General features: G+C 40.7%; 18 protein-coding genes. 4 read left to right on the top strand and 14 right to left on the bottom strand.

Annotated features, from left to right (window positions below; genetic code table 11):
- Nucleotides 1-308: 308 nt before the first annotated feature.
- The 4 genes from A5875_RS23820 (at nucleotide 309) to A5875_RS17535 (ending at nucleotide 2,606) form a co-directional block, all read left to right on the top strand.
- A complete protein-coding gene (locus A5875_RS23820; protein WP_171004838.1) occupies nucleotides 309-461 on the top strand; it encodes a hypothetical protein in 153 nt (50 codons plus the stop codon).
- An 83-nt stretch (nucleotides 462-544) separates the two neighbouring features.
- Complete coding sequence (locus tag A5875_RS17545; RefSeq protein ID WP_088934890.1) at nucleotides 545-1,156, top strand: Type 1 glutamine amidotransferase-like domain-containing protein; 612 nt, start codon at nucleotides 545-547, stop codon at nucleotides 1,154-1,156.
- Nucleotides 1,157-1,453: 297 nt separating this feature from the next.
- Nucleotides 1,454-1,933 carry a DUF7000 family protein gene (locus A5875_RS17540; protein ID WP_088934889.1) on the top strand — a complete coding sequence of 160 codons (480 nt, stop codon included), beginning with the start codon at nucleotides 1,454-1,456 and terminating at the stop codon, nucleotides 1,931-1,933.
- A gap of 130 nt (nucleotides 1,934-2,063) precedes the next feature.
- Entirely contained in the window at nucleotides 2,064-2,606 is a 543-nt protein-coding gene (locus A5875_RS17535) for a serine acetyltransferase (RefSeq protein WP_088934888.1), read from the top strand.
- 37 nt (nucleotides 2,607-2,643) lie between these two features.
- On the opposite strand, the gene A5875_RS17530 is transcribed toward A5875_RS17535, so the two are convergent.
- The 14 genes from A5875_RS17530 to A5875_RS17460 form a co-directional block, all read right to left on the bottom strand.
- Nucleotides 2,644-3,711 (bottom strand): alpha/beta hydrolase, encoded by a 1,068-nt coding sequence (locus tag A5875_RS17530; RefSeq protein WP_088934887.1) that lies wholly within the window; start codon nucleotides 3,709-3,711, stop codon nucleotides 2,644-2,646.
- A 2-nt stretch (nucleotides 3,712-3,713) separates the two neighbouring features.
- Nucleotides 3,714-4,247 carry a PadR family transcriptional regulator gene (locus A5875_RS17525; RefSeq protein ID WP_088934886.1) on the bottom strand — a complete coding sequence of 178 codons (534 nt, stop codon included), beginning with the start codon at nucleotides 4,245-4,247 and terminating at the stop codon, nucleotides 3,714-3,716.
- Nucleotides 4,248-4,437: 190 nt separating this feature from the next.
- Nucleotides 4,438-5,295 (bottom strand): aldo/keto reductase, encoded by an 858-nt coding sequence (locus A5875_RS17520; protein ID WP_088935835.1) that lies wholly within the window; start codon nucleotides 5,293-5,295, stop codon nucleotides 4,438-4,440.
- A 47-nt stretch (nucleotides 5,296-5,342) separates the two neighbouring features.
- Nucleotides 5,343-5,654: a carboxymuconolactone decarboxylase family protein gene (locus tag A5875_RS17515; RefSeq protein ID WP_088934885.1), complete on the bottom strand. Its 312-nt coding sequence runs from the start codon at nucleotides 5,652-5,654 to the stop codon at nucleotides 5,343-5,345.
- Between the two features lie 12 nt (nucleotides 5,655-5,666).
- The gene (locus tag A5875_RS17510) at nucleotides 5,667-6,080 is read right to left on the bottom strand and encodes a cupin domain-containing protein (protein WP_088934884.1); all 414 of its coding nucleotides are present in this window, start codon (nucleotides 6,078-6,080) and stop codon (nucleotides 5,667-5,669) included.
- Nucleotides 6,081-6,099: 19 nt separating this feature from the next.
- Complete coding sequence (locus tag A5875_RS17505; protein WP_088934883.1) at nucleotides 6,100-6,621, bottom strand: flavodoxin; 522 nt, start codon at nucleotides 6,619-6,621, stop codon at nucleotides 6,100-6,102.
- Between the two features lie 26 nt (nucleotides 6,622-6,647).
- Nucleotides 6,648-7,631 (bottom strand): aldo/keto reductase, encoded by a 984-nt coding sequence (locus tag A5875_RS17500; protein WP_088934882.1) that lies wholly within the window; start codon nucleotides 7,629-7,631, stop codon nucleotides 6,648-6,650.
- Between the two features lie 96 nt (nucleotides 7,632-7,727).
- Nucleotides 7,728-8,609 (bottom strand): LysR family transcriptional regulator, encoded by an 882-nt coding sequence (locus tag A5875_RS17495; protein WP_088934881.1) that lies wholly within the window; start codon nucleotides 8,607-8,609, stop codon nucleotides 7,728-7,730.
- Between the two features lie 151 nt (nucleotides 8,610-8,760).
- A complete protein-coding gene (locus A5875_RS17490) occupies nucleotides 8,761-9,606 on the bottom strand; it encodes a Cof-type HAD-IIB family hydrolase (RefSeq protein ID WP_088934880.1) in 846 nt (281 codons plus the stop codon).
- Between the two features lie 163 nt (nucleotides 9,607-9,769).
- Nucleotides 9,770-11,221: a 6-phospho-beta-glucosidase gene (locus A5875_RS17485; RefSeq protein WP_088934879.1), complete on the bottom strand. Its 1,452-nt coding sequence runs from the start codon at nucleotides 11,219-11,221 to the stop codon at nucleotides 9,770-9,772.
- Between the two features lie 38 nt (nucleotides 11,222-11,259).
- Nucleotides 11,260-13,116, bottom strand: a complete 1,857-nt coding sequence (locus tag A5875_RS17480) for a beta-glucoside-specific PTS transporter subunit IIABC (RefSeq protein ID WP_088934878.1) — start codon at nucleotides 13,114-13,116, stop codon at nucleotides 11,260-11,262.
- 451 nt (nucleotides 13,117-13,567) lie between these two features.
- Nucleotides 13,568-14,461 carry a MurR/RpiR family transcriptional regulator gene (locus A5875_RS17470; protein ID WP_088934876.1) on the bottom strand — a complete coding sequence of 298 codons (894 nt, stop codon included), beginning with the start codon at nucleotides 14,459-14,461 and terminating at the stop codon, nucleotides 13,568-13,570.
- A gap of 15 nt (nucleotides 14,462-14,476) precedes the next feature.
- On the bottom strand, nucleotides 14,477-14,884 hold the full coding sequence (locus A5875_RS17465; RefSeq protein WP_088934875.1) for a MerR family transcriptional regulator: 408 nt from the start codon (nucleotides 14,882-14,884) through the stop codon (nucleotides 14,477-14,479).
- 169 nt (nucleotides 14,885-15,053) lie between these two features.
- Nucleotides 15,054-16,034, bottom strand: a complete 981-nt coding sequence (locus tag A5875_RS17460; RefSeq protein WP_088934874.1) for an aldo/keto reductase — start codon at nucleotides 16,032-16,034, stop codon at nucleotides 15,054-15,056.
- Nucleotides 16,035-16,045: the final 11 nt, after the last annotated feature.

The following is a 16,045-nucleotide window of genomic DNA, read 5'->3' as shown; positions in this document are numbered from 1 at the left end:
ATTGGACGCGCTGATCATCCTCGTTTATACCTGTCTCTTATACACATCTATAATTCCCCCTTCACTTATTTAAACTAAGTAAAATCAAACAAAAAACTCCCACAAAAGTGGAAGTTTTTTCGGTTATTTGGTCGGTATTTCTCTGTCTATTATAGCTGAAAAATGGTGAAAAATTTTTTTGAATATGAAATGGAACAAATGGTATCACGGCTGCGGCTAATAAATTTACTCCTTCTGGATAGCTATTATTTTCCTTTGGCATCCTTTACAATAGAAGTAGAATAAATTAGACAATGGGGGTTGTTACAATGAAAAAGGACGATGGAGGTTCGCTAGCAATCGGATTGTCACTGGGGTTAATTTTCGGACTTCTTTTTGACAATTTGGCACTTGGTATGGCGCTTGGTGTTGCTTTAGGTGCATCTGGTGCTTTTGCGATCAAAAAAAAGAAAACAAAATAAATACGAGTCTAAATAGAACGTATGTTTGTTTTTGTGGTTATGAAATGGTAGACTTATAATCAAAACAGATTGGAGCTTTGTTTATGATTAATATGTTTCTATCATCCTCGTTCGCAGACGTTCAGGAGCAATTTGAAGACTATCTAAAGAAATTTTCTTTAGCAAAAACGGTAGCCTTCATCCCGACAGCCAGTTTGGTTGAGGAAATCGATTTTTATGTGGATGAGGCGCGAGCGACCTTCAAATTATTAGGATTTGAAATTGAAGAACTGGATGTAGCTATTGCAGACCCTGAAACAATCAGAGAAACCTTGCAGCGGAATAATTTTATTTATCTTTCTGGCGGAAACAGCTTCTTTCTTTTAGAAAAGTTGAAATCATCAGGAGCAGCCAAACAAATTATCGAAGCAGTCAATGCTGGAAAAGTCTATCTAGGAGAATCTGCTGGTGCGATTGTCGCTGCGCCTAGTATCTCTTATATCGCTAAAATGGACGACCGAAATCAAGCCGAAAATCTGATTTCTGAAGATGGTTTGAATTTGACTACCTGCTACCCGCTTCCTCACTATAAGGAAGAATATTTTTCAGCAGTCTCACTTGAGATTTTCCATGACTTTAATGATCTGATTGAATTAGTACCGCTGACCAACAAAGAAGCCTTAATTATAGAAGATCATTCATTTTTTATCAGATAAATTTACTAAGCACGATCATTCATGATTGGACGCGCTGATCATCCTCGTTTATACTCTAAGGTATGAACGGAGGGTGTTTTTTTATGATGCGAAGATTACTGAATTCTTTCTTAATTACACTGGTTTATTTGCTCATCTCCAACATCGGCAACCTCATTTTTGGTATCAGCCCAAGATACAGTTGGACAACAACGCTTTGGGAGGCACTGTTCTTCTTTGTCTTTGTTTTTTTGATCCAACAGTTTCGCAAAAAGTAACAGCCGTTAGAACGCTACTTAAAAATATGGAGGTCTTTTTATGGAGCCAAATTTAACCGAAGATATCAAAATTTACCAGCAGCATGTTTATCAAGATAGTCCCGTTTGTCGTGCGTATGCGGGTCTTTTGAAATTTATCGGAAGTGTTCGGACTGAATTTTTTATCGATGCCGTTGATTATAAAGTCGGCAACCTTTCCGCAGGTTACTTGGACTATACTTATTTCCCCTTCTTTGATGAGCAGCTCAGAAATGACGGCTTGCGTTTTGGGATCGTCTTGAATCATCAAGAGATGCGCTTTGAGCTTTGGCTGATGGCCCAAAATGCCGATCTGCAAATCACCTATTGGGATAAATTGAAACAGCTTAAATGGAATGCCGCTAAGACCGAAATGCCGAAATATACAGTATTGGATACCGTACTTGTGGCAGAACCTGATTTTTCAGATCCCAGCCAACTAAAGCAAACGATCATCACAGAAGCATTGACGCAAGTCGCTACGATACGAACTTATTTATAATACGGATCATTTGGACAAAATTGTTCAAATGATTTTTTGCTTTAAAAAGTTCAGAAAAGACCGTTTCTTTTTTATCTGCGCTATAATGAATGAAATTAGAACGAGATTGACCTATAAGGAGGTTTTATTAATGAAAGATTATTCCTTTGACGAACTGTTGGCGTTCAATTGCTTTTCCGAAGATCCGGCTGAGCAAGCCAAGGCTGCTGAATTATTGGAATTTCGCTATGGCTGTGAAATCCATTGTGCGGATATGGATCGAAGCGTTCGCTTTGCGCATCATGCTCGCGGCTGTACGGTAGTAGCTGCCAAAATTTGTGCAAATGTCATCATTTATCAAAACGTGACGATTGGTTCAAATATGCGCTACAACAAAATACAGGAGAAATGGGAGCAGGTTGGAAGTCCGATTCTGGCAAAAAATGTGATCGTCGCTGACGGCGCAAAAGTTCTCGGACCGATTACGATCGGCGAAAACACGGTGATCGGCGCAGGCGCGATCATTACCAAAGACATTCCAGCAAACAGTGTCGCTTTTGGTGTAAACCAATACAAACCCAAAGATCCAACTTACGATCTTGTCTTCAATCCAAATATGATTTCCGGCGAAGAGATCATGGCGATTGATGCACAGCGAGTAGCTGACTTTAATAAAAAACAGGAAGGATATTAAAAATCTAATATCCTTCCTGCTTTTTTTTCGTAAAAATCTAGTCTATTTTGTTCAACGCTTTTTCCAGCACTTGAGAAAATTCTTTCGAATGATCAATGAATGGCAGATGTCCTGATCCTTCTATGGTGATGAACTCCTTTTGCGGGGCTGAAATTGCTTGGTAATAATCCAAGGCCATACTATAAGGTGTAGTCCAATCTTGATTTCCTATGATCATAATGACCGGAATGTCATAATGCAATGGATAGTCATACATTGACAACCTTCCATCAATCATCAGCATTTCATAAATTTTATTGTTTGATTCTAGCATTTTATTGATACTGAACATCCATCTTATCTCATTGAGATTCATATATGGAGAAAACAAACGATACAGAATCATCTTATTTCCATATTGTTTAGGCAGATATTTTTCTTTGAGCTGTCGAAATTCCAGTAAGCTTTTAACTTCTGCTTTGCCAATTTTTTGATAGGTCGTTATCTGTTCAAGCAAATCATTTATTTTCGGTATATCTTGCTCATTTCCAGCGATTTTCGCTAAACGAACAGTTTCTTGTGCAGAAATTCTTTCCGATTGGTTAAAATCCAACACTTGGCTAACCGAAATATAAGCCGATACTTTTTCAGGATGTTTTCCAGCATAGATTGCACCTAAAAATGTTCCCCAAGAATGCCCCATAATGATAAGTTTTTCTTTGTGATAGTCAGCTCGCAAATAATTTACAACTTCATCAAGATCCGCTAGTAACAATTCCAGTGAAGGTCGTTCGGCTTGTGTATCCCGATAATAAGTATTTCCGCAACCACGCTGATCCCAATGAACAATCGTATACTCTTTTTCCAAATCCGTCTGCCAACAATAAGAAAAGTCTGACATATTATTTCCAGGTCCGCCATGAAGCACCAAAATAATCGGATTCTCTATATTTTCCCCTCGAATTTGATAATACTGATCGATCCCACCAATCCGCAAATAGCCAGATTTTTGAATACCATTTTTTGTTCGAATTTTGTATTTCATCCTATTGAAGGACTTTCCACCTAGAAGAATCGCTAAGATTAAAAGAAACACTCCTGCACAAAAGAGCAAAATAGTCTTCATAACTATTCACCCGCTAATACTTTCAATAGACATTCAATATAATGCCGCTGTTGCTCGACGATCGCAAACATGTTGTCTATCGTAAGCTGAGAGATTTCGGAAATCTCTTCTTCTGACTCTTCATTGCCTCGATTCTTTTCAATGATTGCTTCATACTCTTGATCAATCAACTCTTTTTGTGCTTTTAATGCCTTGATGGCCGCTTCTCTCGGAATTTTATCCAGCAAAGATAGTCCGCTATAAAGGGTAGTCGGATAGCTGACCGAGGTAGTTCTTAATGAATCGATCACTAATGACTGCAAATAGTTTCTTCCTTGATCCGTAATCTGATACACGGTCTTTTGACGATGTCCGGTTTGTTCAACCCCTGCCACTTCAATCTTCTGTTCTTTTTCTAATTTCTTTAGAGCATGGTAAATCGAGCCAACCAACACACCGCCCCAACGTTCTGCATCCCTATCACTGATGCTTTGCTGAATGTCGTAACCAGACATCGGCTTTTCGCTTAATAAGCCTAAAACAATTAACCTCGTCATAATAGTCTCCTCCTATCGCCGTATACTCAACGTTGAGTATACAGTATTGACTATTGGTCTGTCTAGACGGTTTACTCTTTTGACTCACAAAAAACCAACTAGCCCATAAACTTAAAGACCAGTTGGTTTGTGTCATGCTTGCGCACTTCGTAAAAAAAGTTATTACCCTATATAGTTATATATTGTCTCTCTATTTCTTATTATAAACTGGAAAATGACTCGACTCGCCATAGTCATCAATGGGCTTCATTGCTTTTAGCTCATTCATATCAGCTTGAGAAATTTCAAAGTTTAAGTCAGCATTATTTTGGATATGGTCTTTATTCGCTGATTTCGGCAACGGCAGCAAACCTAGCTCCAAGCAATAGCGAATTGCTAATTGAGGTACACTAACCTGATATTTTTCTGCAATTTCGTTTAACTTCGCATTTTTTAATAACTCGCCATGCCCTACAGGTGAGTATGCTTCGACTAAAATGTCATTTTGTTTGCAGTAGTCGATTAATTCAATAGGGGTGTTCGAAATATGTGCTAGAATCTGATTTACTGCGGGCTTTATAGCAGCATGCTGTAAAATGTTCTCCACATCCTGCTGTTTAAAGTTTGAAAGACCAATCGCCCGAACCTTTCCTGCGTTATAGGCATCCTCTAGCGCACGCCAAACTTGAATGTTTTCAGCATCATAATTTGCTTCTCTAAACTCGGCCCACGGTTGAGGTGCATGGATAGTCATTAAATCAATCGTATCCAAGCCCAATCTGTTCAAGGAATCATCAATTGATTTAGCTGCTTCCTGATAGCTTTTCCATTCCGCAGCAACTTTACTGGTCACAAAAATATCTTTTCGATCAACAGCAGATTCTCGAATAGCCGCACCAACGCCTTCTTCATTTTCATAGGCTTGCGCGGTATCAATATGACGATAACCGATCGCTAAAGCAGTTTTCACGGCTTGAACGACTGCTTGATTGTCAATCATCCACGTTCCGAATCCTAGTTTAGGGATTTCAATTCCATTATTTAATGTATAGCTTTCCTGTAGATCCATCATTTTATTCCTCTATTCTTAAATTAACTATTATGGAATGCGATTTTCTATTCGAAAATTTCTTTTGCCAGTGTAAAGGCGCTCCATGCTTTCGGCCAACCAGCGTAAAATGCTAAATGGGTGATCAATGCGCTGATTTCTTCTTTCGTCACGCCATTTTCCTTAGCAATCTTCAAATGTGCCTCAAGCTGAGGCGCACCCATCGCCAAAAGTGCAGAACAGGTAATCATACTGCGGTCATGTGCAGAGAGTTCCTCCTCTTTTGCCCAGACTTCGCCAAATAGAACATCATCATTTAACGCCGCAAACTGCGGTGCGAAATCTCCTAATTGTTCTCTGCCAGCTGTTTGTTTTTTCATCGTAATTTCCCCTTACTTTTCTAATTTTTCATACCACTCGTCATTTACTGGCTCCAACCATTCAGGTGTCCCAGCTGTGATGGCGATGTGCTCAAACCAGCTATCCTGCGCGGCACCATGCCAATGCTTGACACCATCATGAGTCACAATCACGTCACCTGCCTTCAAAAACTGGGCGGGTTGGCCCTCTTCTTGATACCAGCCTTCGCCGCCGGTCACTAACAATAATTGAAAGCCCTCATGATGAATGTGCCAGTTGTTGCGGCAGCCAGGTTCAAAAGTTACATTCGCTACGCCCACATTGATCTTCGGATCAGAAATCAGCCCCTGCAGATAGCTTTGTCCAATAAAATATTGCGCGAAGGCGTCATTTTTTTCGCCAATCGGGAAAATCACACCATTTTTTACTTCTTCGTGTTTTGCCATTAGATCTTCCTCCAAATCGTTAATAATTATTTTGATAAGAAAGCAGCCAGTTTTTCACCGCTGTATCTGCTCGCTCAACCTTTGAACCTCGAACCGCCAAACCTTTTTTGATTTCAGCACCCGGGCAATGATTATGCAGCTCTTGGATACTTGAACCAAAAGCACTGCCTTCATGGGTACAAAATGGATAGAGTGTTTTATTTTTCCAATCCTGCTGTTCTAAAAAAGTCGCGACTATTCTGGGATACGTCCCCCACCAGTTAGGAAAGCCGAGAAAAATCGTCTCCATCTGTTCGACGTCTGCTGCTAACTTTTCATAGCCTACTTTTGCTAAAGTCTGCTTTTCCTTTTCTGCTTTTTGAACTGCCTCATCATAATTCACCGAATAAGGCTCAAGCGGTCGCAACGAATAGACCGGAAGCTGCGTTTGTTCACTGATTTTTTGTGCTAATATTTCTGTATTTCCGATTGAAACTACTTGTTTCCTTCCATTGATATAGTTTTCTCCCGCCCGCGAGAAAAAAATGATTCCTGCTTGCATAAACTCCCCTCCTAATTTTGATTGCCTTATTTTCTTGTCCGCTCTTTTTCTGATTGAGGATAGCGATCACCGACAATCGTCATTTGATCAACTGCCGTGTTGATCCGACTTAATTCTTCATTAGTAAACGTAATATCGACGGCTTGATTATTCTCGCTCAAACGCTTCAGATTCGTTGTGCCCGGAATTGGTACGATCCATTCTTTCTGAGCTAATATCCAAGCGATGGCGATTTGTGCGGAAGTTGCATTCTTCTGATTACCGATTTCTTGCAGTAAATCCAAAACTACTTGATTGGCTGCCATCGCCTCTGTTGTGAAACGCGGCAGGTCCGCACGATTATCATTTTCGTTGGCGATGGAATCCTTCGTGACTTTCCCTGTTAAAAAGCCCCTTCCTAATGGGCTGTAGGCTACTAAACCAATCCCTAGTTCTTCTAAAACAGGGAAAATATCCTTTTCTAAATCACGCCACCAAATCGAATATTCACTTTGAATCGCAGTCAACGGTTCGATTTTATGTGCTCGTCTGATCGTTTCACCACTGGCTTCGGACAATCCCCAATTCAAAATTTTGCCTTCCTGTTTAAATTGCTGAATCGTTTCGGCCACTTCTTCGATAGGTGTATTGGGATCTACTCGATGAATGTAATATAAGTCAATGTAATCTGTTTGCAGTCGTTTCAAGGAGCCTTCAAGTGACGCTCTCAATGTCGCAGCACTGCTATCTGGATAATTCGTTTGTCCGTCGATCTTGAATCCACCCTTTGTCGCTAAAACAATTTCTTGGCGAAACTCCTTGATGGCCTCACCAACAAGTTCTTCATTTGTATACGGACCGTAGACTTCCGCTGTGTCAAACATTGTGATTCCCTGTTGATAAGCCGCTTGAACAACGCGCATCATTTCCTTTGGGTCTTTAGCTGGGCCGCGATGATGATTCAAGCCCATACAGCCGTAACCTAACTCCGACATTTCCAGCTTATTCTGACCAATAATTCTCTTCTTCATAAATAGCCTCCTTCAATAAAAAAATGAGTCATACTCTGAACAATTTCAGAATACGACTCATTTCCATCTATGTCTAATGCCTATATAGTCATAGCACTATAGCTTGAAGGCATAATTAAATCGATTAATTAATTCTTGGACAGCCGGTGTTTGGACTCTTTTTTTCCAGACTAAAACGCAGTGTGTTTTGACCGATGGTTGCAAAGGAATGAAGACGGCTTCTTCCAATCTCCGATCTAAAATCGCGCCTTCGACCGACAATGCTGCACCGACTTTATGATTAACCAGCGGCAGCACGTTGAAAATCAAATTGAAGTTTCCAACGATGTTCAGTTGATCCAAAGGTTCTCCCGACCAGTCAGACAATAAATTCTGCACCTCACTTCGGCTGGAGCAAAGAATCGGCAAGCCCTTGATATCCTCAGGTTTCAAAAATTCCTTCTCAGCAATAAACATCTCCTTCGAAACCAAAAAGCCCCAGCGTTCCTCTCGCGGTAAAATCAATGTCTCTACTTCATTCAAAATCACTGGCTCCAATAATATCGCTAGATCCAAAATCCCTTTTTCAAGGCGATCCGAGATATCATCACTAGTGCCTGTCACTAAATTGAACTGAATTTGAGGGTAATCGCTGATCAGTTCCTCCAGCAGCATCGCAACCGTATCGGAATTATCCGCCTCAACACAGCCAATCGAGATTGTCCCGCTCAGTTGCTCGTTCCGCTGGGCAGAAAAAGCCTGTTCTAATTTTTCATCCAAAGCTAGAATTTCTTCCGCCCGCTCTTTCAAAAAATAGCCGTCCTTAGTTAGACTCAGGCGATTCTTTTCGCGATGAAAAAGCGGCGCACCGATCCGTTCTTCAAGCTCCTTGATCTGGCGGCTCAATGTCGGCTGAGTGATATTTAAAATGCGTGAGGCCCGCGAGATATTTCCTTCTTGTGCGACTGCCCAAAAGTAACGTAAAAGTCTGATCTCCATAATTTCCCTCTTTGCTCTTTTCTTTTAACTATAGCAGATTCACTCACAGCACCAAAACATTTAAAAATCCGCACCAGTTATAAAGTAGTTTATTCCCCACAGATAAAAAAGTATGCAGCTTAAACAACTGCATACTTTAAGGTGTACTCGCCTAAATTTTAACATAATCTAATTTAGCTAATGTATGAGCGATACCGCCCTCATCATGAGTCAACGTAATCTCATCGGCGGCGGCCTTTAGTTCGTCCTTAGCATTTCCCATCGCGATCCCAGTTCCCACTGCTTCAAACATCACGAAGTCATTATTGCCATCACCAAAAGCCAGACAATCTTCCTTGTCCCGCTGGATATGTTCTAACAACGTTTCAATCGCAGTTTTTTTATTGATCCCTTTAATCCCGATCTCGCCGCTGTCTGGTCCAAAGGCTGGAACCGTGCTTCTCAGCATATAAAAATCACCATCATATTCTGCCTCAATCACCTCATAAGGAATCGAGTGATTGACAAAAGAGACTTTATTAACATCTTCATAATCGATCAAACTCGGATCATCAATCAGCAAATCTAAAAACCAGTTAATGGCAGCGATTTTTTCTTGCCCTTCTGCAGAATCCTCTTTAGTGTCACCTAATGTAAGCTGGATAAGCCGACTTTTTAGATTAGCACTTGCGAATAAGCCCTGATTCGATTCAAGGTAATACTCCACACGATGCTCCTCTAAGAAACCGATCAGCTTTTTCAATTCATTTGAATCAAAAACTTGATGCAGAATCACTTCACCGTCGACCTCACAATAACCGCCTCCCGCGCCGATGATCCCGCTAATCGGCAAGTCCAGCACTTCCTCAGAAATCTCGGCCTTAGATCGTCCCGTGCATAAATAAAAGCGATGCCCATTTTCATAAGCCTGAATAATCGCTTGCTTAGCACTCGCTGGAACAACCCCAACATCATTACACAAAGTACCATCAATATCTAAAAATATTATCTTCCCCATCAATTTCCCTCACATTTCCAAAAAAACAAGTATTTCTATCTAGGGTACTATTCTTGACGGGGATTTTCAATTTACTTTTGGCAATTATAGAAAAACTTCCATACTCCAACTTTAGTTACAGTAAAAAATTCAATTGCAGGTACGGCCTCTTAATAATTAATTCTTATAGTCCATTTGAAATAGGCTGCTTCCTTACGAATTCTCCATTTGAGGCGATCACTTTTTTATACCAGTCGAAGGATTTTTTCTTCGTGCGTCTTAAAGTTCCTTTGCCCTGATCATCACGATCAACATATACGAATCCATAGCGTTTACTCATTTGTCCAGTACTCGCTGCGATCAAGTCAATGCAGCCCCATGTTGTATAGCCCATGAGTTCTACCCCATCAATTTCTACCGCATCCATAAAGGCTTGGACATGCTTTTCTAGATAATCAATCCGGTAATCATCAGCGACATACCCATTCTCGTCAGGGATATCTACTGCACCTAAACCATTTTCTACAATAAATAATGGTTTTTGGTAGCGGTCATAAAGCTGATTTAAGGAATTTCTCAAGCCCAACGGATCAATCTGCCAGCCCCATTCGGTTGATGGTAAATTTTCATTTTTGATCGAAGCAAAGAGATTTCCAGTAGCCTGTTCATAATCTTCTGGATGAGCACTGACCGTTCTTGAACAATAATAAGAGAATGTCACAAAATCTACAGGTGATGCGGCTAATATCTCTAGGTCTTCTGGTTCCATCTGGATCGACAAACCTGCTCGTTCAAATTTTTTTAATGCATAATTTGGATATTTCCCTCTTGCTTGCACATCAATAAAGAAGTAGCCCTCGCGATCCCGCTTGATTGCTTCTTGATAATCCTCCGGTCGACAAGTATACGGATAATGACTCCCGCCAGCCAGCATACAGCCAACCTTATTCTCAGGATCACTCTCATGAGCGATTTTCGTTGTTAACGCACTTGCGACTAGCTGATGATGAGCCGCCTGATACTTGATTTCTTCTTTATTCTCCCCATCTTTAAAAATAATTCCTCCGCCTACGAAAGGTTGATGAAGTAAAATATTGATTTCATTGATCGTCAGCCAATAGCGGACCAGTCCTTTGTAACGCGTTAAAACTGCTTCAGCATAACGAGTATAAAAAGTAATCAATTTTCGATTTCTCCAGCCTCCGTACTCCTTTATCAAATGAATCGGAATATCAAAATGAGTAATCGTTACTAACGGTTCAATGTTGTATTTCTTTAATTCCTTAAAAATATCCTCGTAAAATTTCAAACCCGCTTCATTGGGTTCGTTATCGTCTCCGTTGGGGAAAATCCGCGACCAAGAAAGCGACATTCGATATACCTTGAATCCCATCTCAGCAAAAAGCTTGATATCTTCCATATAATGATGATACATATCAATCGCCTCTTTGGCAGGATAGTAGTACCCTTCCTGCCAATCAAGCATTTCTAATTCTCCGGCAGCGACTTTTTTTCGATCTTCTCCGTATGGTAAGACATCAATATTGGCCAATTTTCTGCCGTCTGCTAACACTCCGCCTTCCGTTTGGTTCGCCGCAGTCGCTCCGCCCCATAAAAAATCTTTATCTAAAGACATTCTGATTCTCCTTTTTGAACACTTTTTAAAATTACCTGTTAAACTTTAACAGCTAAAATAGCCTGTTCACAGTCGGTTTGACCAAGATTGATTGTTTCAATTGATGAATACTGCGGGGTATTGGTCACAACGATTGGCACCTGCGTATCATAACCAGCCGCTTGAATTTTTTCTAAATCAAAGGTTAGAATCATTTGGCCTTTTTTAACTCTATCGTCCACTTTTACAAATGCTTCAAAAAATTCTCCATTCAATTCCACCGTATTCAATCCAACATGAATCAAGATTTCTACTCCTGTATCTGAAACTAACCCGATCGCATGCTTCGTTGGAAAGATGGCAGCAATTTTTCCGTCGAACGGTGCAACGACTTTTCCTTCACTTGGTTCGATTGCAAAGCCTTTGCCGAGTGCTTCAGTGGCGAAAGCTTCATCATTCACTTCGCTTAATGGAATAACCTGTCCTCTAATCGGACTAATCATATGCGTATCCTCTAAAATAACTTCTTTCAGCTCAGGAACTTCTGAGATGACCTCGTCTTTTTCAAATTTGAAGCTTAAAACATAAGTCAGGATAGCCGTTGATACGGCCGAGATAATCAATGCGATGACGATATTCCAAAAGAAGCGCATCGTGTCATCCCCAATGTATAATAAAATTGCCGGAAGTCCCGATGAACCCGTCGCAAATCGATGTGTATTCGTCAGACCCGCATAGAGTCCACCTAATCCTCCGCCGATCATAGCAGAGATCAACGGATATCTTTTCGGTAAATTCACACCATACAGTGCAGGTTCTGTGATCCCCATATAAGCCGTGATCGAACCTGATGTCGCTAATTGACGAAGCTTCTTATCTTTTGTTCTAAAAGCGACAACTGCAGAGGCCGTTGCTTGCGCGATATTTGAACAAACACAGCCCGGGCCAAAAATGCTATCATAACCAAGCTCAGCCATTTGCATAACACCAAGAGGCGCCACGCCATTATGAAGCCCGAACATGACCATGATCGGTAAAAATCCACCGATCAAAACAGCCGGTACCCAGCTTGCGTTGACACTTAAAAAAGTAAAGAATGTCGCCAAATAGCCGCCAAGAATAGTGCCCACCGGACCCAAAATAGAGAATGCCAAGGTTCCCATGACTAAGAAAGTCAACATCGGGACAAAAACCAGCTCAACGGATTTAGGTATCACGCGATTCAAAAATTTCTCAACATAAGACTGAACAAAGATCACTAGTAAAATTGGAATTACTGAACCAGTATACGTAGCAAGTGTAAATGGAATAATTTCAAAAAAATGGACTGGATCTCCTGCTGTTACTAGCGCTCCCCAATTAGGATGCATCATCATGGCGGCAACAGATGCAGCTAAAATCGGATTGCAGCGTAATTTTTGTGCTTCAGTAAAAGCTAAGATGATCGGCAGGAAGAAGAAAACACCGTCAGCAAACATGTTCAGCAAATAATAGGTTTGTGATTCCGGAGATATTACTTGAAAAACAATCAACAAGGCCAATACTGCCTTAACCATCCCAGCTCCAGATAATGCTGGAATAACAGGTTGGAATGTGCCGGCGACAAATTCAATAATCGCTGTTAATATGCCCTTCTTTTCTGCCTGTCCATCATTAGTTGGATTAAGCTCAATGATTTTTTCGATTTCTTCAAAGACATCCTTCACATGGGTACCGATCACTACTTGATGAACACCCGCATTAAAAATATATTTCGTGACGCCAGCTAAACTTTCTAAACCCTCGATATCAATCTTAGTTTCATCTACCACTTTAAAACGAAGACGCGTTTGGCAATGGTAGCCTTCAATAATATTTGTTTTGCCGCCCAATTTTTCAACGATAGCATGAGCCAACCCTTCATATTTCTTACTCATGGGATTCTCCTTTCAACGGAACAAGATGCTTTTTTTGATCGAACCGGTTAATCAAGTCTTGCTTGTAGTTGAACTTTACCACGCGCAGATAGCGTTTCCAATACTTTCTCAGCACCTTGAAACGTATTCCACCTTTTCTAAAATTATGAGCGTGTTTCTCGAAATTCGTTTCATTTTTACTTTAGAAAGGCTTCGCGAACTCGCTCAGCTTTGCCAGTTTTTCTTCACACTTCAGCGTGATTAGGTTCATCAAAAATACAGTTAAATTCTGCCAGGAATTTATCCACAGCGACTGAGAGATGACTAGCGAGATTAGTGGAATGGTCTGCGCAACGACAATCAGCTTCATTTTTCACGATTTTAAAAAATGATTTCTTAGTTAGCTAAGCACCCAGTGGGTACTGTTCCACATCAGCTCAAAAAAAGAACACCTGTGATTAGGTGTTCTTCCTTAAAACTGTTCTGAAATTTCTTTGGCAGCGGATTGCCGCTTCGATTCTAGAGCCCTTGAATTTGCGATTTTCTTTTCCTTATTGGTTTCATAATTTAGTGCAAAAACCTTAGCAAATAATGTATCCAATAAAAAAAGGACCGACTCTTGCGTAGCGAAATTAGCGATCTTGGAATAAAGCTTCTCTTTACTGGAAATATTCAGCACTACATCTGAATAATCCCTGAGATAATTCTTGCCGCCGCTGGTAATACTGATAATCGGAACCCCCGCACGTTTCAAAATTTTAACGTTCCTTGTAGGATTTTCATCGGGACTATTTCCCGAATAGGAAATAATCAATGCACAATCCCGCTCAGTCAATGAACTAGAGATCAATCCATTCTCTCCAGAGCTCGACATAAAAGCCTTTTTCTGGATCGCTAATAAGTTTCGTTTGAATAGTTCGCCATAATAATAGTTAGGACTTGTCCCGTAGATGACGACATTCTCCGCCTTTTGAATCAGTTCCGCCGCTCGATTCAGATCCTCTGCTGCGATATGAGAAACCGTGTCTTTGATGCTTTGCATTTTTAACGTCACTAGATGCTCAATGATTTCCAGCGAATCATCTTCTGCAGAAAAGGGGAAATTAGGATCGACATCCTCATAAGCATTCTCATCATAATAAGCGACTTCATGAGTAAAAGCATACATGAATTCCTTCCAGCCAGAATAATCAAAATATTTGGCAAAACGAACCAGTGTCGGCTTCGAAGTAAAGGTTTTCTTGGCTATTTCATCCATACTTAATTCCTGCAGCTGATCCCGATTTTCAAGAATAAACTCGCCAATCGTACGTCGCGCATCATTTTGCTTGAACGCTGCTTCTTCAATTCTTTGAAATAGATACATACCTCACATTCCTTTCTAAACCCTCTCTACTTTTGCCTCATTTGTACTAGAAAAAATTTGCTGCTGGCATTCTTGGATCATATGATCGTAATTATCCAGTTTCGTCTCTAAACGAGCGACAGTTCCATTGATCAGCCGCTGCTTTTCCAGCAGTTTCTGATATTCATCTATCAAAATCTTTTTACGTTCGATTAACGTTGAGTCTCCCTGCTGATACAGCTTGGAATATTGAGCTAATGAATCAATCGATAATCCCGAATCTCGCATACATTTAATAAACTCGACCCAATTCAGATCCTCTTCTTGGAAATCTCTTACTCCAGAGGCATTTCTGGTAATTGGCGGGATCAATCCTTGCTTTTCATAATACCGGATCGTCGCTGGTGTCATTTCAAATTTCGCTGCTACTTCAGAAATGTTCACTAAGCTCACTCCTTTTTTACTATTTATTTACTTAAAGTGTACTTCAAGTTAATCCTAGATACAAAATAATTCTGTGCTTCCCTACCAAATCACAGCTCCTATTCCTTTAAAATCATTTTTACATACCAAAAAACCGTGCCAATTAAATTGACACAGTTTCCCTTTTAATTTAGTTATGACCAACCACTTTATGAGGAATATATGGCTCTTCCAAATATGCTACATCTTCTGCTGATAATTTGAAATCCACCGCACCGACTGCTGTTTCGATGTGGCTCATTTTTGTCGCGCCTATGACTGGTGCGACCACTGGATCTTTTTGCAGCAACCAGCCTAATGCGATATTCACACGATTCGTTTCATATTTATCGGCTAATTCAGCTACCCGATCGATAATGACTTGATCCATATCGGCGGTTTCATCGTATTTCGATTTTTGCGCCGTGTCTGTGGTACTGCGCTTGGTCGCTTCTGAGCGATCACGGATTAATCTACCGGATGCCATAGGACTGTATGGCGTTAAGGCATTTTTTTCTGAACGGCAATACGGGATCATCTCACGTTCTTCTTCACGATAGATCAGATTTAAATGATTTTGCATTGAGACAAATTTGGTCCAGCCATTTTTTTCAGCAATATTGTTGGCCTGCTGAAATTGATAAGCATACATGGCAGAGGCCCCGATGTATCGAGCCTTACCGGCCTTCACGACATCATGCAGCGCCTCCATCGTTTCTTCGATCGGCGTCGTATAATCCCACCGATGAATAATATATAGATCCACATAATCCGTCTGCAAGCGCTGCAGGCTTTGATCGATTTGCGACATGATGGCTTTTCTCGATAGGCCTTGACCGTTGGGCCCATCGAACATTTTTTGGTGGACCTTCGTCGCTAGGACGATCTCATCTCTATTGGCATAATCCTTCAGCGCTTGGCCAAGAATCTCTTCACTGCGACCTAAAGAATAGACATTGGCCGTATCAAAAAAATTGATGCCCAGCTCCAAAGCTCTCTTGATCAATGGTCTGCTGTCAGCTTCTTCTAAAACCCATTTGTGAATCCAGTTTTTAGGATCGCCAAAACTCATCGAGCCTAAACAAATTCTTGAAACATCTAATCCTGTATTCCCAAGTTTTGCATATTCCATTTATTTCACAC

Origin of the sequence: Enterococcus sp. 3H8_DIV0648 (genome assembly GCF_002140655.1) — a bacterium.
Taxonomy (GTDB): domain Bacteria; phylum Bacillota; class Bacilli; order Lactobacillales; family Enterococcaceae; genus Enterococcus_A; species Enterococcus_A hulanensis.
Note: the sequence above shows the minus strand (reverse complement) of the source record. Positions and strands in the feature narration are given on the sequence as shown.